Source organism: Streptococcus mitis, from assembly GCF_946190065.1.
Lineage (GTDB): Bacteria > Bacillota > Bacilli > Lactobacillales > Streptococcaceae > Streptococcus > Streptococcus mitis_DE.
In genome coordinates this window covers 1-20,972 of sequence record NZ_CAMHZD010000008.1, presented here as the reverse complement: position 1 = coordinate 20,972, position 20,972 = coordinate 1, and the positions used below count along the sequence as shown (strand labels likewise).

Here is a 20,972-nt window from a genome sequence, read left to right as displayed (position 1 = left end):
GATAACGATTTATTCAATGAGATAAACTTGTATGATAGTTATGAGGTGCTATCATGACGGAAAAAATAAATTTAAGAGAATTTGTTGCAAAACAAATCAGACTTCTAAGACTGAAAAGCGGGATGACACAAGAATATCTAGCAGAAAAAGCTGATTTGGGTTTTAACTATATATATAGGTTAGAAAATAAACAATTAAACGTTAAGCTTGAGACCATTGAAAAAATCATACAAGCGCTTGAAGTTGATATGAATACTTTTTTTAATATTGAAAATCAAAATCAAAGCGGAGAATTTTCACAACTCATTGAAGATATTAGAAACCTACCAACAGAAAAAAGAGAACCTACTATAAAAGCTCTCCGAGATATATTAAAACAAATAAATTAAGCCAAGTATTTTTGAACTTGGCTTTTTTAAATTTGCTAATTTAATTTTTAGTTTCTCTCTTTATATCATGCTCTGTTTTAGTCTGACTGTGAATAAATTTAGGTATATCTTCACCATTCAATGCTTTCTTAGCATTATTGAATAACCAATCTAATAAAACAAATTTATCATAAGTTTTTCCAAATTTAATGTTAAATTCATTCATTCCCGCTAGTCCATTAGTTGCTTTTTCAATGCAATCCAATAAACCTAACTCTTCTAGACGTTCAACTAACATCAATGAATCAAGACGACTATCTAACCGAGATAATATTTCAATATTTTCTTCAGACTCCAATAGTTTTTCAACAAGAGGAAGATATTCAATAGCTTTTGACAGAGTATCTAATTTGCTAATAATTTCAAATAGATTATCTTGTTCAGAGATACTCTTATAAAAGTGATCAATCCATACAATTAGAGCGTAGTCATTAATTTTAGTTTTCTTATTTGGGAACTCTACACTTTTTAAACTTGATATTATGGAGTTTTTTAATGATTCCACTCGTTTATCATCTGATAATACAGCTTTTGCCATATTTTTTAAATCAAGTTTTTCTAATTTATTAGTGATTATATTAGATACTTCTGTAATATAATCTTCATTTTCCTTCTCTATTTCATCCACAATAGTCTCTGCAAATCTTTCTAATGCAGTAGATTTTTTGTCTATATTATCTTTGTCAAAGGAAGGAAAAATAGCTAAATAATTATTTTTAGAAACTACCTTACCAGACAACAAATTTTCTGCTGTCTGGTCGCTCATGTGAAACTTTTCTACTAGATAAGCAATTTTAGCTTCATAATCTCCCCTAATCCCTTGTTCTTCTTTAAAACCTTTAAATTCTTCCATTTTGTGCATCAAATTAACTGTAACTGCAACAAGCATGCGTTCTTCTTTTTTTTCTTCCATAGCAAACATCCTTTACACAAAAAAGTTTATGTATCATTTTAGCATTAATACATTTTAAACGTCAAGATATTAACGGGGTTTTATAAAAGTTTAGGGTAAAACGTTTTCAATAACAATCTTACAAAAATTTATTTTTTTTTGAACCAAATAATCTCGATAGATAATAAATTCTATTCCACTGAAAGTGCTATGTAGCAAGCTTTAAACAATAGTGAGAACAGAAAAAAATCTTTAAAAAAACCAAGAAAAATTATTACTTATATTTTAAGTGAATTTAGGTAAAGTCTTGTCAGTTTTTATGGAATAATTAAGATGTGAGGTAGCTATCACACAATACATATCTTCAATAAATTTGAAAAGCCGTGAATTTTTTGATGTATTTAATAAAACGGTTAGAAATGAGGTAGCCTATGGAAGCTACACAAACAACAATGCAAGGTCGCCTTATTGGCGCATCAGAACTAAAAGACTATGCTTCTGGTCTCAGCACTGGTCAAACTCAATTAACCATTGGTGTACGAACTCTAGACGGCCGATTCAATCAAACAAATATCAAAGTTGATATGGTTAATGTATCTGACTTTGCGACTTTATTTGATGAAAAAGTAGAAATTGTTCTTGAAGGTGTTTCTATCAACGCCTACACAAATGGGAATCGTGCTGCGCTCTCAGTAAAAGCTAAGTCTGCTTTTATTGAATTGGTTTAATGGGTAATGGGGAGTATCTCCCCTTATCCTTAGAAAGGAATCATTATATGTCGTTTATATCTTGGTTGATTATCTTATTTGCTGGATTTCTTTATTTAGCTCTTAGGGTAAGTGAAATTAGAGAAAAGCAGAAACAGGATCAGACGCTTCAGTTAAACCTTCCAACAATCACAGCAGATATTGAACAGATAATTGAAGAAAGCGCCACAGTTTCAGGTCAAAAACTTCTTTTTGATAGTCGCTACACTCGATTCTTGCAAAGTAACGATGACAATAGCTCTCACATTGTTAGTTTTCCAATTATGTTATCAAAGAAACCTGATATCAATGAAGAAAGCTATGTTCAACAAGTCTTTTTAATACAGTTTAACAAATACCTAGCTGAATCTACAACCTATGAAAACTGGTCAGACAAAGGACAGTGGCTTTCTGTTACGCCTCAATTTGGAAAACTGTTACGGTATAATAATCAGTATTATCTAAATTTGGGAATTCAGTTTTCTTACACTTCTAAATAGGAGTATTAACAGATGAAATGCTTTCTTGATAAAAATCTATTTGAGTACAGAAATCATTTTTTCTGGGATATACCAGTTGAGCGTGTACCTCACGCTCTTTTGGTAGGCTCCTCAGGCTCAGGTAAGACCTATGCAACAAAGGTCTTTTTAGCAAGGTTTGTTTGTACCTACCCAGAAGCAACGTTCCTTATTGGTGATTACAAAGCTGATACAGACTTTGCCTTTCTAAATGGCTGTAAAGGATTTAAGCGATTTGATGAGGTTTCAGAATTACTTACTCTAGGATTAAAAATCCTTGAAAATCGCCAAAAAGGAATCGATAGTTCCAGAGAATTTGTAGTGGTTTGCTTCGATGAGTTCAATGCGTGGCAAAATAGCCTAGACAAAAAGGAGCGTGAACAAGCTATTAAAGACTATACTCGCCTTATTCAACTAGGACGGTCCTTTTCAATTTTTGTCATTATTTCCCAGCAAGATGCCCATAAAGCAAGCTTGGGGTTGTCACGTGATTCTATAGGTACAGTAATTGCACTAGGCAAATTATCTAAAGAAACGGTCTCAATGCTCTTCTCTGATGAAAAAGATGACATTGTGCGAAACAATCCAAGAGGTGTCGGCTACATGAAGATAGATGGGCAAGATAGTCGTCATATACTTGTACCAAGTCACAATTTACCTCCTTTAGAAAAACTGATTCGGGAGGCTGTTCAACGTTCAGACTGCTATTTTCTTGATGAAGAGGCTGTTGACCCTGATTCACTTTAGAGAATCAGATGGTCTTACAGCCTCGCCAGCTTTAGCTGGCTGTTATACGGGGGACATGTAAAGACCCCCGTTCCATTTGACCTTGTTCTAAAGCTATGTAAATTCCACTTTAGGGTAAAATGCTCAATTCCCTTAAAATGCTGTTATATCAACGTTATTCTATAACTTTTTATTTAGGGTGATTACTTCCTGAAACTGTGAGAGAATAAAAGCGTAGAAATTTCGCTACATTACAATAAATAGTTAACTAAAGCAATGTTTTCCGCCCAGTTAACTTTCACTCTTTAGGCGGATAGAAAGAAAATAAAATGATTTGTAAAAATGAAATTGAAAAGTATCTTCAAAAAGATAACAACCATAACCCAGTCATTATGACCAGTGTCGATGAAGCTACATTTGTCATCCAACCGACAGAAGATACTGTAGGAGAATATCCTGATAATTGGCATCAAATTGCTTTATCGCTGTCTGAAACAGTAGCAGAAAAGCTATCCCTCCCAGTTCTCTTTGGAAATTATATTCCACTAAAAACCCCACCAGCAGGTTATACAGAGGGATTTACCTTTCAGAATCTCCCCTATTACTTTGCGATTGCTTGGCATCAGACTAACTTCACTATGGGAATTATCCTAAAAATTTCTGCATCAGCTTTGTCTCACTATAAAGCCTCCTATCAAGACTATTACAGTGAAGCAATTGACGTTCACAATATAGCACAACTGCTGTACGCTGACTATTATGATTTGCGCCTTTCTCGTATTGACCTTGCTGTTGATTACTTTAATTATCCAATGGCTGTCAATGACCTTTACCAAGGATTAAAAATCAAAAAATATATTATCACCAATCATAAAGGACGTAAAAACGTTTCTAAGATTAGCGCTCAAGAAGTGAATGGTCAAGCTCAAACTATGTATATTGGTAGCAGGAAAAAGAATGTAAGTGCTCTATTGCGTATCTATAACAAGTATCAGGAACAATTAGACAATCAAGGTCGCTATATGCACTTAACTAAGTATTGCAATTCTTGGGTACGCATGGAGGCTTCCTACAAAGGTACTTATAGCAATCAAATTCTAACCTTATTGCTTGCTATTGATAGCTCTCAAGATTTGAGCAAGCTCATTGTCAACAAAATGATTGATAAATATTGTTTCCATGATGCAGAGACTGGTCAACTGTTGCCATTCACTAGTGATTTACTTAAAGGTTTTGGTATCTTCCCAGAGCTTGAATCCTTAAACTCCCGAAATAATGATTTATTAGCAACCATTTCTTATTTGTTAAAAGGTAGCGGATTTTATCCACTTCTAAAGAAAATTGAGGAAATTTGGGGTACGCAAGCCCGTAATTACTTCATCATCAGGTTAGTTCAAGAATACGAATTCAACTACATCCCAAATCCAGATGTTGGGATATGGTTAAACAAATTCGGTGGTGAACTGTCAAAACTAAATTTTAAAGATTTTCTGGAAGATGCCTTTCAAATCTTTTACCAAAAAAACAACATCACTCCTAAAGATTCCGCCAAGAAGCCTAAAAGTGATGTTGCGGATTAGCAAGAGATAAGCAGTAGCTTACCCCTACTGCTATTATCTCATATTTCAATTATATTTACCAAAGAAAGAGAGAATAGTATGTCTAGCAATAATTTTGATTTAAAGCAAATCGAACTCATGCTTCACACTATCATTGAAATGCTAAAGAATTTGAACAGCGAAAAAAGAAGTTCATACATCTACACACAAAAAGAGATTTTAGATCTGCTCAGTATTTCCCCTAACACATTAAAGTCATGGGAAAATAGAGGTCTTAAACGTTTAGAACCACCTATTGAGGGTACTAGAACCGTTTACTATCATATTGATACTATTTTAGAGTTTTTAAGCCACAACTAGAAGTGAAATGTGCTAGAATAGAAGTATCAAAAAAGAAAGAAAGTGAGATACTATCTATTTTAGCTTTTTTCAATTCTTCGATTGATTGAGGAGAGCAACTATGAATATAGAAAAAATCATCCATAAAGGCAAAACCGTCCTCAAGAAAGTAAAGGACAATGGCGAGATTAGTTATTCAGTAAAGAGCGTCTATCTAGGCTTAGATATAAAGACTGGAAAACCTGTAAAAACAACTGTAACAGCTAAAACCCTACGATCCTTAGATCGTAAAATTATTCAAGCTAAAATTGATTGGGAAGAAAATGGTTCAACAAGGAAAGAAACTTTTAGCATTGCTACCTTGTCAGATCTAGCTGAAATGTGGTTCTCCAACTACGAAACTTGGGTCAGCTCAGATAACACTCTAAACCGAGTGAGGAACTATCTAGACACCTATATCCTCCCCAAATTCGGACACTATCAACCAGATAAAATCACTTCTTCCGATATACAAAAATGGATTAACGAGCTTGCCCAAAAATCTAAAGAATCTGTCGATGCTGGTAATAAACGAGCTAAAAAAGGAAGCGCAAAAGATTTCGGAGCAATCGCTCATAAATTAAGAGAGATTTTTAATTTTGGAATAACACATTTTGAACTCAAATATAATCCTGTTCAATCTATCAAGATTCCGCCAAAACCAAAAAGCAATCAAAAACGCATTATGGTTCTTCATGATGAAGATTTAACTATCTGGCTAAATTTCGTCGATACTTTACCTAATACTAGGGCTAATCGGCGATTTAAAGTTATCTGCGACAGTCTACTTGCTTCAGGAATGAGAATCAATGAGCTATTAGCTTTGACTATATATGACCTTGATTTTGAAAGTTCTGAAATATTAGTCACTAAAACTCTTGTATGGAAAAATGCAAACCCTAAGTTAGGATTAAAAGGAAAGGTTGTTTGTAAAAATACTCCTAAATCTGATTCGGGCAATAGAAAAATAGCTGTTCCGTACCAAATTATTGAGCAACTTCAAAACTTCCATGATGAAATGAATCTTTATTTCAAGAAGAACGGTCTTTCAAAAAGCAAGTTGATTTTCCCAACAATTTACGGAAACTATATGTGCGATAGGAATGAACGTGCTACACTCAAAAGACGATTACAGGAAGTTGATCTACCTGACTATGGTTTTCACTTATTCCGTCATACACACGCTTCTATGATGTTAAATGCTGGTATGAATTGGAAAGAGTTACAGGTTCGCATGGGACATAAGTCTATCAAAACTACTATGGACATATATGCCGAGCTTGCCCCTAAAAATCAAACACAAGCGGTAGATATTTATCTAAATAAAATTGCGGAGCTAACCTCATAAAATTCATGGCAACCTTTTTGGCAACCTCTGACAGTTTTATCCAAATCAATAGCTTATAAACATTGATTTAATAGGGTTTATCACAACTAAAATAGATTTTAAGTATTCCTCACCGAAGTTAAGTAAGCATTCAATACGAATCAATACAGAAAAAAACGCATAAGAGCGTTTTTTTCTTTTGTCAATTTCAGTACATTGCAATAAAAATCAACCGAATGACTACATTTTTGACTACATTTTCAGATAAATAAAAAGAGATTACGGATATAAGAGAAGAGCTACTTCACAGATGAGTAGCTCTTCATTTTTTATTCTTTCACTTCAAATTTATTCATGAAAATAGTAAAATCTTTTGAATGAATAATCATGACCACCCGTCAAACGGGTGGTTTGTCCCAGGGCTATAACCCCAAATTACCAGCCAGCGCCTAAAGACGCTGGCTTTCACGTTGTTCAAGCCTCATTGCTCTTGACTCGTCACTTGCCTCTTAAAGAGGCTTTAGTATTACTTACCACTATCCCTAAAGGGATCCTCATATTCTTTTACACTTAATTTATCTAGTGCTATATCATGCTTTTCCTGTTCTTGAATATATTTCTTAATTGTGGCTTCATTAAGCCCTACTGTACTTACGTAATAACCTTCCGCCCAGAAATACCGATTTCCAAACTTGTACTTGAGATTGGCGTGTTTGTCAAACATCATGAGTGCACTTTTTCCTTTTAAATAACCCATGAAACTCGAAACACTTATCCTTGGTGGAATACTTACTAACATATGTACATGGTCTGGCATTAAGTGACCCTCGATAATTTCAACTCCTTTATAACTACACAAGCGATGAAATATTTCGCCTAAACTACTTCGATATTGATTATAGATGACTTTTCGTCTATACTTAGGTGTGAACACAATGTGATACTTACAGTGCCACTTTGTGTGCGATAAACTATGTGCCTTTTGTGCCATATTTTTCTCCTTTCACTTTACAATTGGCTTGAACACCTTTATGGTATCGCGTTTGGAGTTTTTTGGGTATAACCTTCGACGCGCACCCACATAGCGGGTCGTTTTTTTGTCTCGCACCTAACGGAGCGAGACGGACTAATAATCACATAACAAAAAAGCATTCCGTAAATTTTTACGAAATGCTAATTAACATATTTTAGTTTTAAGAACTACCTTATTATTGTTCTATGAGTGCTCATAAAGTTTTTGTCACTTTCTATATTTACTTAAAAAATAAATAAGTAACAAATATATTTTTTCAAGCTAGATACTAACTTCCAGCATTTTTAGAATCATCAAAACGATATTCTTGTTTTCTATCATCAATTTCAATCGTCAATAATTTATCCTTAAGTTCTCCTACTTTTGTATTCGAATTATCTCTTATTGTCATGCTGATTGCATCATAACTATATTTATTATTTCCAATTCTTAACTGATTCTTTTCTAAATAAATTATTTCATTTTCATCGTTGCTTGATGACTCTTTTTTGTTTTTTATGATTTTATATTCTCCTCTCCCATGAGTTTCCATTTTAGAATTTAAAATACTATTAAAAAATAGTGTAACTATTAGCAATGCTAGAAATACCAACCAAACATTATGATCAGGCCTCTTCAATTTCCTCAGGCGTTCATTTTTCCCCGTAATATAAAAATCATTTAATGTACTTGAATGGTCTAAAATAAAGTAGTCTTTATCGATTTTTAAAATATGATTGGAAATAATTTTAAAATTTTGAGTATGGCCTGATTTATCCATTAATACATTATTAGACAATCTATAATACTCTGTTTTTGTGGGCATATTTTTTATAAACGTATTTTTGTATCTATAATAGTATATTTCTTTATCAACACTGAACTTCTTTTTATTTCTAATTTTAAAATATTTTCCATCTCGATTTAAGAATCCATCTTCATTAATCACAGGTAATAAAAATCTGCAAATCATATTAATTAAACTTTCTTTATATTCAAAAAGAATAATAAAGGAAAAGAAAACAATTAATAGTTTTACTAATGCACTGTAAACAGTAAAATAAGAAAGGTAAGTTGTGTTTCCTACTTCAATATTACTTGAAGTTGAAATATTAACAAAATATAAAAATATATTACTGTTTGTAATTTTTTCCGATAACAACAAAGAAAAATATAATAGAGGAACGAACAATAACACATTGAACTTCATTTTGAAGAAGCTCTCCTTTAGTTCAGTATCGGACTCTCCCATTTGAGGACGTATTTTTTTAGGAAGTAAGTATTGAATATCTTCATTCAAAATTTGAAGAAGAACAGAGACCAGTATAAGAGAGATAAAAGTCCAATTTAGGAATGAAGTTTCAATTCCTACTATTGAAAATAAAAATAGAGGTAAAGCTATTACTAAAAATAATAAGTATGGTGAAATATTTGATAAATAACTAAAAATCCTAGTAAATAGTAATATTGTTAGCACTATGAAAATAAAATTGTCAATAAAAATACCGTTCCATGTATTATATAGCCACTCTTCACCCATCATTGTTAAAATAGATGTTCGTAATATAGAAAAAAGCATTAAGTATCTAATAATACAGAAAATAATTTTAAATATACTTTTCGGTGAGATAGTATTTGCTATTTTAGTTATTTGACTGTTTAAGTTTCCTAAGTCCGTATTTACATTTTCTTTCTTTAAGAACCAATCAATTACCATAATAATTAAATAGACAATAAGTGCAATAATAAAAAATGTTTTCTCTGTCATATTTAAAAATATGAAGTAGATTAGAAAAAATAAATTTACTATGTCTAATATCGTTGAGATTACGTAATTATACTTCATTGGTTTTCGTATAAAAAAATTATATATCATATTTAAAATTTCCTTTGTTTAAATTAACTTCCTTGTTTCAACCTCTACTAAGCTCTATAAAACTAAGTATTTTAAGATTTTTTAAACTATAAATCCCTTAATCTATCTGCTACTTCATCTTTAGTTATTTCATAGTTATAAAACGGCAATCCAATAATCCGATAACATTCATCATCGACTAATGTTTTTGATTCTGATTGAATAGAGGTAAACTGGAAAAATAATATGACTTTTGGCATCTTTTAACGGAGACTTATATTTTATGTCGAGCAATTGTTCATACGAATCGCTTCCAATAATTTTCAAATTGTGTCTATTCTATCCTTGTTATTAGTCAATGACTTATAATTTAAACGCTCACTACTAATATGACCTGCACCCCAAAAATTAGACAGAAAAAATCTAGCATGTAGGTGCTATTTTTTCTTAAACAAGCGGATGTAGTCCTGTTTGCTATGAATAATATCTGATACAAAGACAGCTTTTCTGTCCTCTAAAATATGATAGAAGGCTAGGTAATCTCCTAAAATGATGCATCGAGTTTTGTGTGGTGGATATATAATATCTCCTACTCTTTCATCAGCATCAAATCCCGCTTCTGGGAAGACCTCCAGACGCGCCAATCCGTAAAGAATATTTTTAACTGTGTTTGCTCCTGCCTGCTCTGAAAAATAGTTAGCTGAGATATAGTCTTTGGTACCTCTTAGCTGTTCTTGTACCGTTTCGGAGATAATAAGGCTATATGAGTTCTCGTTAAATTCCAAGGTTAGCCCTCACTTCATCAAGGCTGTAAGTTCTTCCATGTTCTAAATCTTCAAAGCTACGGCCAATTTCAGCACGCAACCCTGATAGAAGTTCTTCTCTTTCTTTGTCTACTTGAGTTTCAAATGGCAAGGCTTTATTTTCTACAATGTGTTCTAAAAACAAGTTAAAACTGGCTGTCATATCAAGATTTTGCGCTGTGATAATAGCTTTAGCTTTCTCTAACAAGTCTCTGTTAGTCTTAAAGTTTACCTGTGTGTTTTTTTCTAAAACATTCATAGTAGTACCTCCTTTTAGACTATTATATCACTTTAAACTATACAGGTCTAGTCGAGTATAGATACTTATAGCTGCATGCTTAAAAGCTATTGTAAAATGTAAAAAAGCACTAAGGGAAAGCGCCCCAAAGTGCTTAATATCAAGGCTCTAAAGCCTATCTTATTCAATAAAATATTACAACATTTTGTTATCTTCCTATTATTAGGTACAGAAAAACAGGCCTAAGCCTGCTCTGTTTTTTGCCCTGTTTCTACAAAAGTTTATTGCTTATAAATAAGTAGAGAAAATATAAAGGGTAACTAAAAGGGGAATTAAATCGATGAGTTCAGTAAGCAAGTAAATTGCACCTGTCATAGGTGCTTTTTATTATCTAATTTCATTATTGTAATTTTAAAACATGGATGTTATTTTTTAAAATGAAAAGAGAGAAATAAAATTTTCTCTCTAAATCTTAATTATTAATTTAGTATAAGTGCAACAATGATATTTTGGTTCGATATATAGTTTTATAAAATCATGCAGCCATTAATACTTCACTAAAACTTTCCGTTGTTTTTGGTAACTTAATAATATCTTTTGCAGTTTCCAGTAATGTTTTTTTGCTCTCATTTGCTTTTTTCTTAGAAAGATATGGAGAATAACCCAATGCTTCAGTCATTGCAATATTTTCTAAAAGCAATTCAGTAAGAAAAATTACTGATAATTTATAATTTATAAAGTAATACGCTAAATATCTAAATTTTTTTGATAAACTTTTTTCTTTATGAAACATTTTTAAATGTAATGTAAACAACGAAAACGGTATAGAGATAATTCCTATAAAATTAACTCCTAACTTATTTTTTTTCAAATATGAATAAGTCTCAACTATCAACGCAAGATACCATATCATTATAAAAAAAATTATAAATAAAACTTGAACTCCCATTTTTATTTCTTCCTTCCATTTTTTTTATAAGAAGTGCCTGCGATATAGTCACGATTTTTTAAAGCATAATGTTTTTTTCTTTCATTCATATCATTATGATATTCATCATTGGCTTCACGTACAATCTTCTTAGCGATTTCTCTAGCATTTACATCCTGTACTGTATCTTTCTGCCCTTTTATATATGATACCAGACAAATACCACAAAGCATAAAAATTCCAATTAGCCATTTTAATACAGCGAGAATTAAATCATTAGGTGTAAAAGAATAACTCCCAAAAATCAAACAGAATATAATCACTATTTCAACTTTGACAAATGGTTCCCCTATTTTCTTGCTTATTTTAGTAGGAGGTAATTCAATACAGGTGAGTAGATTGTTTGCCATAAAAAGAATAGATGAGCTAGTAAATGTAGCTACGTCCGTAGTTTTACAGAATGTAATAATACACGTAATTAAAGAAATATAGTTTAATAATTGTTTAATAAATCCAGGACTTAATGAAATTCCTTGATTTTCCATAAAAGCCCCCCTAGTAACTACTCTATCTTTTACTTTATACCACTCTTCAAATTTTGTCAAGTAAAATAAACATTTAATCCCGTATTTTTCTGGCATTTTTTTGCTACTACCTCACCAAAACCTTACCATTCTATGGTTCTTAAAATCAATCCCCGTTTACAATACCTGTTAAGTGTTCTATAGCTGCCTTCTTTGCCTGATATATCGAAGTTTTAGATTTACCTATTTCCTCAGCAACTCCCCAAATATCGAGATCATTCAAGTAAAAAAGTCTTAGGACAGAACGCTCAAGCGGATTGGCCAGCTTATCAATCAGCCTAGATATTTCCATTCTTTCCTCAGTAAGGCGCTCAATCCTCTGGAGCGTATCCTCTTTTAGCTTCAGAACACTTATAAGATTGTTCTCTGTCTTGTTCTCTCTGCTTGTCTGCACCCTACTATGGCTTAGTGTTGGTTTTTTGATAATACCACCTTCCAGGGCTTCCAATTCCAAATATAAGCCTTTGATCTCCTTGTTTATCCACTTAACGCCCTCTAGCTTAGTTTTTACCTCGTCAGCACTCACTATTAGTACCTCCTTGCTCTATTAGTGTTGTGTCCAAAAATGAGCACTACTCAAACTCCCTACGGTCATGATAAAACAGTGTTCCCTCAAAAACTTCAAAACGCTTTTCAAATTGTTCATCAGTGAGGTATTCTGCCACCTCCTCACCAAAGTTATTCCCTGGTTTAAGGATTGCCCATAGATTACGCTTTCTATCAAAGTATGCTCTTACAAATTCATCAGTTCCCTTTGCCCTGAGTCTTGAGTGTATCTTTTTCAGGTCTGCTATGATTTTCTGCTTATTCATCTTCGATTAGCTCCGCTTTTATTTCCTCTACAACTTCAAGAATATCTCCAGTCTCATGAGCTTTATAAGCCACTTCCAAGATAGTCTTAGCTGATTGCTGCCTTACAAACGGGGATACTGTTTCATCTGTCATAAGATTATGTAAGACCTCTACCGCCTCCATGCTAACAGCTTGTAGCCTTGCCGTGGTTTGCTGCATTGCATTAAGTCTAAGCTCTCTATAGTACCTCTTGAATGTTATATCCCTTTGCCACTTATTTACAGTTGTTCTAGATATACCAACAGTTTCCCTAGCCTCTTCGATTGTATTGGAAGTCATCAAAGCTAGAGCGAACTTTTCTTGCCTGGGTGTGACTTTCTCCCCCATTCTTTACCTCCTGGAATTGTAAACTTTTGTCAGATAATGTAAGCCCACTCTTTACTTGATTAGGCTTATAACTATTATCTTAGCCCTCAGATAGCCCTAGAGCTGTATCAAAATGATTAGAGTATGTTTCTAAAGCTGTATTTAATTCATCACTAGCTAAAACTAACATGAAAGCTAGATCACTTGCTGAACCGTTACTATCAATGATTGGAGTATCATGATAGCTCTTAGCATGTTGCTTGAATACCTTTAACAGCTCAGCTAGTCTATCCTCTTTCAGGATATAGCTAGGTAAAGCAATGTTGTTAGCTGCTCCGATTTCATGTAATTTCTTAATGGCCAATGGGTTTCGCTTGTATTTCTCTAGATAGCTTAGTAGCTCCTGTTCCGATACTTTCATAGTGCTCAGTAAGTTCAACTCAGCAACATTATCAGCCGTTACTGTTTCGTACTCTGATTTAATTTTCTCTAGTTCTGTCTGTTCAAAATTCTCTAGCTTAGCTAGAATATTGGCAAACTCAGTATCTGAGTACTGATCGGCCTCTTTTTTAAAGTTCTCCAGGCGTAGCTCAGCCTCAGACTGATATAAAACCTGATCTCGAACTTTTTCCAAAAGTTCTTTTTTCATTTTTCCATAAGCCTCAATCTTTTGTTGCTTATAAGTGCCTAGGTTGTAAATTTGTGCCTTTATTTGTTGTAGTGTCATGGTAATTCTCCTTTATTTCAATTCTAGCGCTCTTTTAGCTACTTGTTCCCAGTCCTTAGAATATAGAGCGCTAGCTTTTTTATCCCATCTCGGTCCTGTTCCTGGGGCTTTTTTATATTTTAGTAGTTCCTCTTTATTCGCAAAGAAAAACTTACGCTGTTTATCTGAAACGAACCCTTTCCGTTTCTTGCCGTAAAACTGCATTCTTGCATACGGCGCATTATAGACTATTCTCCCATTGGCCTTAGTTAAGTTTCCTCTTAGTTCTCCAGATCGCCTAGGTATAAAACGGTGCATGTCCATAACCATCTGATTAGTAACTGCCTCTTTTGCTCTCGCTAATCCCATAGGTGTTACTTTACGCTCAATACCTTTTAGATTTACCTTTACTTTTACTCCTGTTCCCAAAGTCCCTCCTTTCTATGACTAAAACAAAAAGAGACATGACAAAGAGCAGTTAAACTCTTATATCATGCCTCTAGTTTTCTAGTCAGCAGCTAAATTTTTTCTTTTTGCCTTGTTTCCTTTTGAATGGGTTTACCATCTTGTGTTTTGATGATTAGACTACCAAACTCTGGTAACTTGGCTGACTCAATTATACCATTTTTTGAGAATAAAACAAAGCCTCTATCAAGCAAATCTTTAAGCTGTTCTGTCTTTTGTATCATATTAAACCTCCTCTATCTCGGGTGTACCTCCAGGTACGCCTGTAAATATTAAATAGTTTGGCCTGTAGTTATAACTAGGCTACAACAAGTGTCCAAACGGGTACAGTTGTAAGCTGACCCATTTTAGGGCTATCTTTGAGCGACAAATATGTCGAAAAGTCTTCGGTTCCTGTATAACCGTTATTAGTTTTGTTTGCTACTCTTTTTTGAGTAATAGCCTTGCTTAGGGTGCAGTTGCACCCCGTGCATACTTTTTTCAACCTGCTCAATTTTGAGCGACTTTAGCCTTTAAGCTACTGATTGAGTATCGCTTATCTTTGATAGTAAATGACTTGAAAAAGTTACCCTCTAAGCCAGTTCTGACACGGCTGGCCACTCGTTCACTATACAAGCTAGCAATCTCTGAGCTGCTTAGATTTGTAGTAATAATGGTTTTATCTCGATTGCTGAGAATATCAAAAATAAACTCTTCTTCCCAAACTGATTTACCTTTACTACTAGCGTTGTCCGATTTTATACCTAAATCATCAAGTACTAGGTAATCAACCCCTTTCAGCATTCTTGAGTAGTAGCCCTCTTGGCTAGTAGAATTAAAACTCTCTCTAACTCGCCTAAGGATTTCTGTTAGATTGACAAATAGCACGCTCTTAGGCTCTCCTTTGGCTTTGTAACCCTCGTTTATAGCCTTAGCAATAGCTACGCTCAAATGGCTTTTCCCTATGCCTGTGGATCCTGTAAATAGGGTATTCCCTGTCATGCCGTCCAGGTATTTCTCTACTTGCGCTCTAGCAAACTCCAGTAGTTGCTTTTCCTCGGCTGTCTCAACTATGAAATTCTCAAAGCTAGCCTCTTTAAGCTCTCTAGGGATCGTACTGTCTCGCATGAGCACATTATAGGTTTTTAGGTAGGTCTCAGCATTCAAGCTATTATCTACTCCCTCCCTATCCTGTCTCTCTATTAGCTCCTTTGTGCATTCAGGACAAAACTCTTGTATACTTCGTTCCTTACTGCCTCTTTTAGGTGTTGATATTTGCCAATAATTGACCTTGTGAACCTCACATACCTTTTCACTAATTTTTCTGTTGTTATATTGCTCAAATTTATTTTCCATTGCTTACCCTCCTAAAATGGGTTTTCTTCTGTTCGTGTTTTCAGCCATTCTTCACGGCTAATAGGTTCTGCTTGCTTAGGTAACTGTTTCAGCTTTTGACGTTGCTCCTCATGCTGCTTAACTTGCTCAACTGTTCTAAGTCCTAACCCTTGCCAGTTTGAAAGAATTGACCTGGTATATCTAATTGACTTACCAGCGTTTAGGATAGTTACCTCAAGAGCATAGATAACTAACTCTTTGCCATGAATTTCTAACAAGTCTCTCACTTCTTCCATCATTGTCCCATTGACTGACATTTGACCAAAAGCCGACTTTAATTTTTCAAAGATTGGATTCTCATGCTCGTCCTCGTCTTTCTGACTTGACCTAGATTGACTTAGATTATCTTGACTTGACTTATATTGACTTATATTGGGGAAACCAGTGGTTTCCGTTTGGTTGTCCATTGGTAAACCAGTATGTTTTTCAGGTGGCTTTTCTAATAAATGCTTATAGATACTAGGGCTGTATCTATCTTTCCTAACAGTATTCTGCTCATGAAAATCCACAATAAAATAAACCATTTCATCATTAAGCGGCCTGATAAATTCCTTGACTATCAAAAGTCCTAGGCTATCCTCACTAACCCCTATCATTCTAACAACAGGGAAAGCCTCTACTACTCCATCATCATCTGAGTTTTGAATTAAATGAAAATATAGAGCCTGTGCCTCTAATGGTAGCCGCAAAAATCTCTGAGTTTGGGTTACTGTCTTACTTATCATTCTACGATTTCCCATTTTTCTTCCGTTGCACCTCCTTGTTAATTCCCCTGATGATGTCATAATAAGAGTGACCGGCAGGAATAACATAGCCCTCTGTTTCAAATTCCACCCATTGCTCCACACCGTCCACAATTACCTTACGTAGATTTGTGATGGCTGGCGTCCATTGTTCTTTTTTCTTTGTCATTATTTCCCCCTAATCTACTGCAAGAAAATTGTATATATCGGTCTTGCTGTAATAAATCTTCTTACTGTTCTCAAAAGGCGACTGATAAGGCTTTAAGCCGTGTTTTTCCCAATTATTCAACGTTGTGCCACTGATCCCTAACTTGTCTAGTAAATCAGGTCTAGAAATTAAGTCCCAGCCGTCGTTATGCTGTTTTTCAAGCTCAAGCCTTTTATCTAAGTGATCTCCCACTTTCTCCAGTAGCTCAAGCTCTGCCTCTCTTGATAATAGTTGCATATTACACCCCTTTTCTAATTGTTCCGCTTGCCTGCTAGTTGAATATAACGCCCGTAGCAAGGGTTTAAATCCTCGCTAGGTGTTTCTATCGCCCATTGGTTTTCTCGCTCAAATTGGGCGCTTTTTTTGCGGTCTCGGTGGTTTAGATAAAGCAGTAGGCCAATCAATACCACCATGAAGATTACCGATTGTGTATTGGTCAAATCTAGTTCATTCATGACATACCTCCAATCTACGCTCTACCCCTTGGGCTGGTAAACCGTTGATTGCCCTAGTGATAATGTCATTAACAACAAGAATACCTAAGCCATCACAAGCCTCCTCATAGGTATCTGCAAATCTATTAAAAGTATTCTTGTAAGTAGCAATGATATTAAAAACAATTACAGTTGCTACACGCCTCCCATAGAGTTGAGAAAGTTTAGCCTCTGCTCGCTCCTCGCTATTTCTTAGCTTTTGCATTCTTTCCCACTGTTCAGGGGTGTAGTCTGATTTCTTAACCGTAAAAATACTATTTTCTAATATAATTGCACTCATGTTCTTACCTCATTATGTTTTATTTGTATAGTTGCTCCAGGACTTTCTTCCAAAATTGGGAAAAAGTCATAGTACCTTTTTAATGCCTTTCCTGCCACTCTTATTCATACTCTGAGTCGCCAAATTGAAAGCATGAATAAGAACCAGTTTAAAGAGTTAGCGCTCTCTCGTCTGGGCACAAATCACTATTTTGTGATATAATTAAATAAATACCTAACTAAATCCCATACTTGCTATTTTGGTTTTAGTTGTTTAAGTGAAAAGCCTTGCTGATTTGGTCGTCGGTTAGGGCTTTTTTGTTGCTTTAATAATCTTCTGCCAGCCATTCCATGACTTTCTGATAAATGCTATTCTTAACCTCTCCGCCTTGAATAACCTTGCGATAAGTAATAGGGTTAATTCCTATTTGCTTTGCTACCTCTTGATTTGTAAGCATGTTATCAGCCTGCTTTCTTCGGATAGCCCTTGCTTGAGCTATGGTTATTGTCACCATCCTTTTTTCTCCTTTCTTCGTTTGTAAAGATTTCCTTTACTTGGTTACATTTTATAAAGTTTGTCTTTATTTGTCAAGAGAAAATATAAAAAAACTTTACAAAAGTTTTGTAAATCGTTATAATCTAAGTGAGGTAATATTAAATGAGTACAATAAAAAACAGGCTCAAAGCCTTAAGAAATGAAAAAGGACTTACTCAAGACGAGTTGGTTTCTGAATTAAATAATAAATTAGGCGATAGCAAAAAGGCTATCTCTAAAATGACAATTTCAAATTGGGAAAATAATAAGCATTCGATAAAACAAGACAAGGCAGAATTACTAGCCGATTTCTTTGGTGTCTCTGTTTCATACTTATTAGGTTACGACGACCCTAAAGCTGAATACATAGTCTATGAGGACCAATTAGCAAAACTAAGGAAGACTAAAGGTATAACTCAGGAAGAGTTAGCTTCTTCGTTAAATTTCCCCTTATCACTCGTAAAAGATTGGGAAGCGGAAAAAAGAGGTTACACCAAAGAGCAGTTACAAATTTTAGGAGACTTCTTTGAAATTTCACCATCTGAAGTTCTAGGTATACACGTTACTAATTTTGACCCATTGGATGATAAAAATAACGAAAATGAGCTAACTAGTATATATAGAAATCTAACAGACTATAATAAAGAACGTTTAATGATTTACGCTAAAGATCTAAAAGCCTTGGAGGATTTCAATAAGGCAAACAACACCTAAAACAAACGAAAAAAGGCCTATTCTCGTAACTCTCAGCGCCATATAAAAACAATATTCATAAATACTTAACTAAATCCCATACTTGCTTACTGATGTTAGAAAGGTATGACTATGAATATTACAGAATACAAAAAGAAAAACGGTGCTACAGTGTACCGTGCAAGTGTTTATTTAGGCGTTGATAAACTTACAGGGAAAAAGGCTAGGACAACAGTCACGGCCAACACTAAAAAGGGCGTTAAAATCAAAGCCAGGGAGGCAGTCAATGCTTTTGCAGCTAATGGATATAGCGTAAAGGAAAAACCGACCATCACAACCTATAGGGAGCTGGTCGCTTTGTGGTGGGAGAGTTACAAGAATACAATCAAGCCAAACTCCCAGCAATCCATGGAGGGGATCGTAAGACTTCATATTTTGCCTGTATTCGGCGATTACAGGCTAGACAAGCTCACTACTCCTATCATTCAGCAGCAAGTCAACAAATGGGCTGACAAGGCCAATAAGGGCGAAAAAGGAGCGTATGCAAACTATAGCTTTCTAAACAATATAAACCGCCGTATTCTCCAGTATGGAGTGACTATGCAAGTGATCCAGCATAACCCTGCGCGTGATGTCATTATCCCACGTAAGCAACAAAATAAGGAGCATAAGGTAAAGTTTTTCAGCAACCAGGAACTAAAACAGTTTTTAGACTACCTGGAAGATTTGGATCAGTCTAGTTATGAAAATTTCTTTGACTACGTCCTTTATAAAACCTTACTCGCTACTGGTTGCCGTATAGGAGAGGCTTTAGCTCTTGCGTGGTCTGATATTGACCTTAAAAAAGGCATTATCAGCATTTCTAAGACTCTGAATAGATACCAAGAAACAAATACACCTAAGTCTAAAGCAGGTCTAAGAGAGATTGATATAGACAAGGATACAGTTTCACTACTCAAGCAATATAAAAAACGTCAACAAGTCCAGTCATGGCAATTAGGACGGTCTGAGGGGATTGTTTTCACTCCATTCACTACAAAATACGCCTATGCTTGCCTACTAAGAAAGAGACTACAAGGCCACTTTAAAAATGCTGGCGTTCCTGATATTAGTTTCCACGGTTTCCGTCACACTCACGCTACAATCATGCTATACGCTGGTATAGAGTCCAAAGACTTGCAATACAGATTAGGTCACTCTAATATCTCTATGACTTTAAACACTTATGTCCATGCTACCAAAGAGGGAGCAAAAAAAGCCGTCTCAATCTTTGAATCGGCTATCAGCAATCTATAAATAATAAGGGTGTCCCATTTTGGGGCTACCCTCTTACTATACCTAAAATTGGTTAAGGGTAACTAAAAGGGTAGTAAAAACAAAAAAAGCACTAAGGGAAAACGCCCCAAAGTGCTTAATATCAAGGCTTTACAGCCTATCTTATTCAATAAAATATTACAACATTTTGTTGTAGAATTCAACGACAAGTGCTTCGTTGATTTCTGGGTTGATTTCGTCGCGTTCTGGCAAGCGAGTCAATGAACCTTCCAATTTTTCAGCGTCGAATGATACGAATGCTGGACGTCCAAGAGTAGCTTCTACTGCTTCAAGGATAGCTGGAACTTTCAATGATTTTTCACGAACTGAGATCACTTGACCTGGAGTTACGCGGTATGATGGGATATCAACGCGTTTTCCGTCAACAAGGATGTGACCGTGGTTTACGAATTGACGAGCTTGACGACGAGTAGTCGCAAGACCAAGACGGTAAACAACGTTATCCAAACGACGTTCCAAAAGAAGCATGAAGTTGAAACCTAGGATTCCGCCTTTGATTTTTGTAGCTTGTACGAACAAGTTACGGAATTGTTTTTCACCTACACCGTAAGTGAAACGAAGTTTTTGTTTTTCAGCCAATTGCAAACCGTATTCTGACAATTTAGAACGGTTGTTTGGTCCGTGTTGTCCTGGTACGTAGTTACGACGTGCCAATTCTTTACCTGTACCTGTAAGTGAAAGGCCAAGGCGACGAGCTTGTTTCCAAGATGGTCCTGTATAACGTGACATGTGAATGTCCTCCTGATATAAATAATATTTCGGTGGAAATAGTCACTTAGAAAGCCCTGATTCGTGCAGATGCCCTTCGCCTAAACAGCCAAGGTTACTTATCATAAGACACCTGTTGACGAGCTTCATGCTTTCCTGCTGATATTTCACACAAAATCCATTTTACCATGAATGGCTAGATTTGTAAAGGGGTTTTAAGCTTTAGTTTGTGTCTATTCTTTTGAGGTAGTAAAAAAATACATCAAAAACGGAATGTAAAAACAAGGCTAAACAATTTACT

The 20,972-nt window shown here is 34.8% G+C and carries 30 protein-coding genes; 9 read left to right on the top strand and 21 right to left on the bottom strand.

Annotated elements, in window-relative coordinates:
* Nucleotides 1-53: 53 nt before the first annotated feature.
* Nucleotides 54-389, top strand: a complete 336-nt coding sequence (locus OCF96_RS05030; protein WP_047206714.1) for a helix-turn-helix domain-containing protein — start codon at nucleotides 54-56, stop codon at nucleotides 387-389.
* Nucleotides 390-429: 40 nt separating this feature from the next.
* Here OCF96_RS05030 and OCF96_RS05025 read toward each other — a convergent pair whose 3' ends face one another.
* Nucleotides 430-1,341 carry a hypothetical protein gene (locus OCF96_RS05025; protein WP_261446596.1) on the bottom strand — a complete coding sequence of 304 codons (912 nt, stop codon included), beginning with the start codon at nucleotides 1,339-1,341 and terminating at the stop codon, nucleotides 430-432.
* A gap of 410 nt (nucleotides 1,342-1,751) precedes the next feature.
* Here OCF96_RS05025 and OCF96_RS05020 point away from each other — a divergent pair, with 410 nt between their 5' ends.
* The 6 genes from OCF96_RS05020 to OCF96_RS04995 all read left to right on the top strand — a co-directional run bounded on the left by OCF96_RS05020 (nucleotide 1,752) and on the right by OCF96_RS04995 (nucleotide 6,595).
* On the top strand, nucleotides 1,752-2,048 hold the full coding sequence (locus tag OCF96_RS05020) for a hypothetical protein (RefSeq protein WP_261446595.1): 297 nt from the start codon (nucleotides 1,752-1,754) through the stop codon (nucleotides 2,046-2,048).
* Nucleotides 2,049-2,095: 47 nt separating this feature from the next.
* On the top strand, nucleotides 2,096-2,566 hold the full coding sequence (locus OCF96_RS05015) for an RNA-binding protein (RefSeq protein ID WP_261446594.1): 471 nt from the start codon (nucleotides 2,096-2,098) through the stop codon (nucleotides 2,564-2,566).
* A 12-nt stretch (nucleotides 2,567-2,578) separates the two neighbouring features.
* Nucleotides 2,579-3,331: a P-loop NTPase family protein gene (locus OCF96_RS05010; RefSeq protein WP_261446593.1), complete on the top strand. Its 753-nt coding sequence runs from the start codon at nucleotides 2,579-2,581 to the stop codon at nucleotides 3,329-3,331.
* Nucleotides 3,332-3,639: 308 nt separating this feature from the next.
* Complete coding sequence (locus OCF96_RS05005) at nucleotides 3,640-4,890, top strand: replication initiation factor domain-containing protein (RefSeq protein ID WP_101776916.1); 1,251 nt, start codon at nucleotides 3,640-3,642, stop codon at nucleotides 4,888-4,890.
* 78 nt (nucleotides 4,891-4,968) lie between these two features.
* The gene (locus tag OCF96_RS05000; RefSeq protein WP_261446592.1) at nucleotides 4,969-5,229 is read left to right on the top strand and encodes an RNA polymerase sigma factor sigma-70 region 4 domain-containing protein; all 261 of its coding nucleotides are present in this window, start codon (nucleotides 4,969-4,971) and stop codon (nucleotides 5,227-5,229) included.
* Nucleotides 5,230-5,329: 100 nt separating this feature from the next.
* Nucleotides 5,330-6,595, top strand: coding sequence for a tyrosine-type recombinase/integrase (locus OCF96_RS04995; protein ID WP_101776914.1), 1,266 nt, complete (start codon nucleotides 5,330-5,332; stop codon nucleotides 6,593-6,595).
* Nucleotides 6,596-7,100: 505 nt separating this feature from the next.
* On the opposite strand, the gene tnpA is transcribed toward OCF96_RS04995, so the two are convergent.
* The 19 genes from tnpA to OCF96_RS04900 form a co-directional block, all read right to left on the bottom strand.
* Nucleotides 7,101-7,565: an IS200/IS605 family transposase gene (gene tnpA / locus OCF96_RS04990; RefSeq protein ID WP_261446591.1), complete on the bottom strand. Its 465-nt coding sequence runs from the start codon at nucleotides 7,563-7,565 to the stop codon at nucleotides 7,101-7,103.
* 310 nt (nucleotides 7,566-7,875) lie between these two features.
* Nucleotides 7,876-9,354 carry an MFS transporter gene (locus OCF96_RS04985; protein WP_261446590.1) on the bottom strand — a complete coding sequence of 493 codons (1,479 nt, stop codon included), beginning with the start codon at nucleotides 9,352-9,354 and terminating at the stop codon, nucleotides 7,876-7,878.
* A gap of 524 nt (nucleotides 9,355-9,878) precedes the next feature.
* Nucleotides 9,879-10,226 (bottom strand): type II toxin-antitoxin system RelE/ParE family toxin, encoded by a 348-nt coding sequence (locus OCF96_RS04980; protein ID WP_153193690.1) that lies wholly within the window; start codon nucleotides 10,224-10,226, stop codon nucleotides 9,879-9,881.
* Nucleotides 10,216-10,503 (bottom strand): type II toxin-antitoxin system RelB/ParD family antitoxin, encoded by a 288-nt coding sequence (gene relB, locus OCF96_RS04975; RefSeq protein WP_049515800.1) that lies wholly within the window; start codon nucleotides 10,501-10,503, stop codon nucleotides 10,216-10,218. The genes OCF96_RS04980 and relB overlap by 11 nt, the downstream gene beginning before the upstream one ends.
* 514 nt (nucleotides 10,504-11,017) lie before the next feature.
* Nucleotides 11,018-11,431, bottom strand: coding sequence for a hypothetical protein (locus OCF96_RS04970; RefSeq protein ID WP_004263700.1), 414 nt, complete (start codon nucleotides 11,429-11,431; stop codon nucleotides 11,018-11,020).
* A gap of 2 nt (nucleotides 11,432-11,433) precedes the next feature.
* Nucleotides 11,434-12,051: a hypothetical protein gene (locus OCF96_RS04965; protein ID WP_004263703.1), complete on the bottom strand. Its 618-nt coding sequence runs from the start codon at nucleotides 12,049-12,051 to the stop codon at nucleotides 11,434-11,436.
* 49 nt (nucleotides 12,052-12,100) lie between these two features.
* The gene (locus tag OCF96_RS04960; protein ID WP_004263706.1) at nucleotides 12,101-12,520 is read right to left on the bottom strand and encodes a DUF1492 domain-containing protein; all 420 of its coding nucleotides are present in this window, start codon (nucleotides 12,518-12,520) and stop codon (nucleotides 12,101-12,103) included.
* Between the two features lie 46 nt (nucleotides 12,521-12,566).
* Nucleotides 12,567-12,806, bottom strand: a complete 240-nt coding sequence (locus OCF96_RS04955; RefSeq protein ID WP_004263707.1) for a hypothetical protein — start codon at nucleotides 12,804-12,806, stop codon at nucleotides 12,567-12,569.
* On the bottom strand, nucleotides 12,799-13,173 hold the full coding sequence (locus OCF96_RS04950; protein ID WP_004263709.1) for a YfeC-like transcriptional regulator: 375 nt from the start codon (nucleotides 13,171-13,173) through the stop codon (nucleotides 12,799-12,801). Before OCF96_RS04950 ends, OCF96_RS04955 begins: the two co-directional genes overlap by 8 nt.
* A gap of 79 nt (nucleotides 13,174-13,252) precedes the next feature.
* Entirely contained in the window at nucleotides 13,253-13,879 is a 627-nt protein-coding gene (locus OCF96_RS04945) for a hypothetical protein (RefSeq protein ID WP_101782243.1), read from the bottom strand.
* A 12-nt stretch (nucleotides 13,880-13,891) separates the two neighbouring features.
* Nucleotides 13,892-14,287 carry a minor capsid protein gene (locus OCF96_RS04940; RefSeq protein WP_004263713.1) on the bottom strand — a complete coding sequence of 132 codons (396 nt, stop codon included), beginning with the start codon at nucleotides 14,285-14,287 and terminating at the stop codon, nucleotides 13,892-13,894.
* 89 nt (nucleotides 14,288-14,376) lie between these two features.
* Nucleotides 14,377-14,547: a hypothetical protein gene (locus OCF96_RS04935; protein WP_004263715.1), complete on the bottom strand. Its 171-nt coding sequence runs from the start codon at nucleotides 14,545-14,547 to the stop codon at nucleotides 14,377-14,379.
* A 265-nt stretch (nucleotides 14,548-14,812) separates the two neighbouring features.
* A complete protein-coding gene (locus OCF96_RS04930) occupies nucleotides 14,813-15,658 on the bottom strand; it encodes a DnaA ATPase domain-containing protein (protein WP_101782242.1) in 846 nt (281 codons plus the stop codon).
* Between the two features lie 11 nt (nucleotides 15,659-15,669).
* On the bottom strand, nucleotides 15,670-16,437 hold the full coding sequence (locus tag OCF96_RS04925; RefSeq protein WP_004262883.1) for a DnaD domain-containing protein: 768 nt from the start codon (nucleotides 16,435-16,437) through the stop codon (nucleotides 15,670-15,672).
* Complete coding sequence (locus OCF96_RS04920) at nucleotides 16,424-16,609, bottom strand: BOW99_gp33 family protein (protein WP_004262875.1); 186 nt, start codon at nucleotides 16,607-16,609, stop codon at nucleotides 16,424-16,426. The genes OCF96_RS04925 and OCF96_RS04920 overlap by 14 nt, the downstream gene beginning before the upstream one ends.
* Nucleotides 16,610-16,618: 9 nt before the next feature.
* Entirely contained in the window at nucleotides 16,619-16,885 is a 267-nt protein-coding gene (locus OCF96_RS04915; RefSeq protein ID WP_101782241.1) for a hypothetical protein, read from the bottom strand.
* A gap of 14 nt (nucleotides 16,886-16,899) precedes the next feature.
* Nucleotides 16,900-17,103 carry a preprotein translocase subunit YajC gene (locus tag OCF96_RS04910; RefSeq protein ID WP_004262870.1) on the bottom strand — a complete coding sequence of 68 codons (204 nt, stop codon included), beginning with the start codon at nucleotides 17,101-17,103 and terminating at the stop codon, nucleotides 16,900-16,902.
* Nucleotides 17,096-17,422 (bottom strand): hypothetical protein, encoded by a 327-nt coding sequence (locus OCF96_RS04905; RefSeq protein ID WP_004262868.1) that lies wholly within the window; start codon nucleotides 17,420-17,422, stop codon nucleotides 17,096-17,098. Before OCF96_RS04905 ends, OCF96_RS04910 begins: the two co-directional genes overlap by 8 nt.
* A 304-nt stretch (nucleotides 17,423-17,726) precedes the next feature.
* The gene (locus tag OCF96_RS04900) at nucleotides 17,727-17,912 is read right to left on the bottom strand and encodes a hypothetical protein (RefSeq protein WP_025173220.1); all 186 of its coding nucleotides are present in this window, start codon (nucleotides 17,910-17,912) and stop codon (nucleotides 17,727-17,729) included.
* Nucleotides 17,913-18,058: 146 nt separating this feature from the next.
* Between OCF96_RS04900 and OCF96_RS04895 the strand changes: the two genes are divergently transcribed.
* Nucleotides 18,059-18,649: a helix-turn-helix domain-containing protein gene (locus OCF96_RS04895; RefSeq protein WP_004262862.1), complete on the top strand. Its 591-nt coding sequence runs from the start codon at nucleotides 18,059-18,061 to the stop codon at nucleotides 18,647-18,649.
* Between the two features lie 111 nt (nucleotides 18,650-18,760).
* Nucleotides 18,761-19,924 (top strand): tyrosine-type recombinase/integrase, encoded by a 1,164-nt coding sequence (locus tag OCF96_RS04890; RefSeq protein WP_261446589.1) that lies wholly within the window; start codon nucleotides 18,761-18,763, stop codon nucleotides 19,922-19,924.
* A gap of 156 nt (nucleotides 19,925-20,080) precedes the next feature.
* Here OCF96_RS04890 and rpsD read toward each other — a convergent pair whose 3' ends face one another.
* Nucleotides 20,081-20,692: a 30S ribosomal protein S4 gene (gene rpsD, locus OCF96_RS04885; RefSeq protein ID WP_000092756.1), complete on the bottom strand. Its 612-nt coding sequence runs from the start codon at nucleotides 20,690-20,692 to the stop codon at nucleotides 20,081-20,083.
* Between the last annotated feature and the right edge of the window lie 280 nt (nucleotides 20,693-20,972).

Coding starts and splice junctions, on each gene's coding strand:
- OCF96_RS05030 (WP_047206714.1), top strand. CDS start 54: ATGACGGAAAAAATAAATTTAAGAGAATTTGTTGCAAAACAAATCAGA.
- OCF96_RS05025 (WP_261446596.1), bottom strand. CDS start 1,341: ATGGAAGAAAAAAAAGAAGAACGCATGCTTGTTGCAGTTACAGTTAAT.
- OCF96_RS05020 (WP_261446595.1), top strand. CDS start 1,752: ATGGAAGCTACACAAACAACAATGCAAGGTCGCCTTATTGGCGCATCA.
- OCF96_RS05015 (WP_261446594.1), top strand. CDS start 2,096: ATGTCGTTTATATCTTGGTTGATTATCTTATTTGCTGGATTTCTTTAT.
- OCF96_RS05010 (WP_261446593.1), top strand. CDS start 2,579: ATGAAATGCTTTCTTGATAAAAATCTATTTGAGTACAGAAATCATTTT.
- OCF96_RS05005 (WP_101776916.1), top strand. CDS start 3,640: ATGATTTGTAAAAATGAAATTGAAAAGTATCTTCAAAAAGATAACAAC.
- OCF96_RS05000 (WP_261446592.1), top strand. CDS start 4,969: ATGTCTAGCAATAATTTTGATTTAAAGCAAATCGAACTCATGCTTCAC.
- OCF96_RS04995 (WP_101776914.1), top strand. CDS start 5,330: ATGAATATAGAAAAAATCATCCATAAAGGCAAAACCGTCCTCAAGAAA.
- tnpA (WP_261446591.1), bottom strand. CDS start 7,565: ATGGCACAAAAGGCACATAGTTTATCGCACACAAAGTGGCACTGTAAG.
- OCF96_RS04985 (WP_261446590.1), bottom strand. CDS start 9,354: ATGACAGAGAAAACATTTTTTATTATTGCACTTATTGTCTATTTAATT.
- relB (WP_049515800.1), bottom strand. CDS start 10,503: ATGAATGTTTTAGAAAAAAACACACAGGTAAACTTTAAGACTAACAGA.
- OCF96_RS04970 (WP_004263700.1), bottom strand. CDS start 11,431: ATGGGAGTTCAAGTTTTATTTATAATTTTTTTTATAATGATATGGTAT.
- OCF96_RS04965 (WP_004263703.1), bottom strand. CDS start 12,051: ATGCCAGAAAAATACGGGATTAAATGTTTATTTTACTTGACAAAATTT.
- OCF96_RS04955 (WP_004263707.1), bottom strand. CDS start 12,806: ATGAATAAGCAGAAAATCATAGCAGACCTGAAAAAGATACACTCAAGA.
- OCF96_RS04950 (WP_004263709.1), bottom strand. CDS start 13,173: ATGGGGGAGAAAGTCACACCCAGGCAAGAAAAGTTCGCTCTAGCTTTG.
- OCF96_RS04945 (WP_101782243.1), bottom strand. CDS start 13,879: ATGACACTACAACAAATAAAGGCACAAATTTACAACCTAGGCACTTAT.
- OCF96_RS04935 (WP_004263715.1), bottom strand. CDS start 14,547: ATGATACAAAAGACAGAACAGCTTAAAGATTTGCTTGATAGAGGCTTT.
- OCF96_RS04930 (WP_101782242.1), bottom strand. CDS start 15,658: ATGGAAAATAAATTTGAGCAATATAACAACAGAAAAATTAGTGAAAAG.
- OCF96_RS04925 (WP_004262883.1), bottom strand. CDS start 16,437: ATGGGAAATCGTAGAATGATAAGTAAGACAGTAACCCAAACTCAGAGA.
- OCF96_RS04920 (WP_004262875.1), bottom strand. CDS start 16,609: ATGACAAAGAAAAAAGAACAATGGACGCCAGCCATCACAAATCTACGT.
- OCF96_RS04915 (WP_101782241.1), bottom strand. CDS start 16,885: ATGCAACTATTATCAAGAGAGGCAGAGCTTGAGCTACTGGAGAAAGTG.
- OCF96_RS04910 (WP_004262870.1), bottom strand. CDS start 17,103: ATGAATGAACTAGATTTGACCAATACACAATCGGTAATCTTCATGGTG.
- OCF96_RS04905 (WP_004262868.1), bottom strand. CDS start 17,422: ATGAGTGCAATTATATTAGAAAATAGTATTTTTACGGTTAAGAAATCA.
- OCF96_RS04895 (WP_004262862.1), top strand. CDS start 18,059: ATGAGTACAATAAAAAACAGGCTCAAAGCCTTAAGAAATGAAAAAGGA.
- OCF96_RS04890 (WP_261446589.1), top strand. CDS start 18,761: ATGAATATTACAGAATACAAAAAGAAAAACGGTGCTACAGTGTACCGT.
- rpsD (WP_000092756.1), bottom strand. CDS start 20,692: ATGTCACGTTATACAGGACCATCTTGGAAACAAGCTCGTCGCCTTGGC.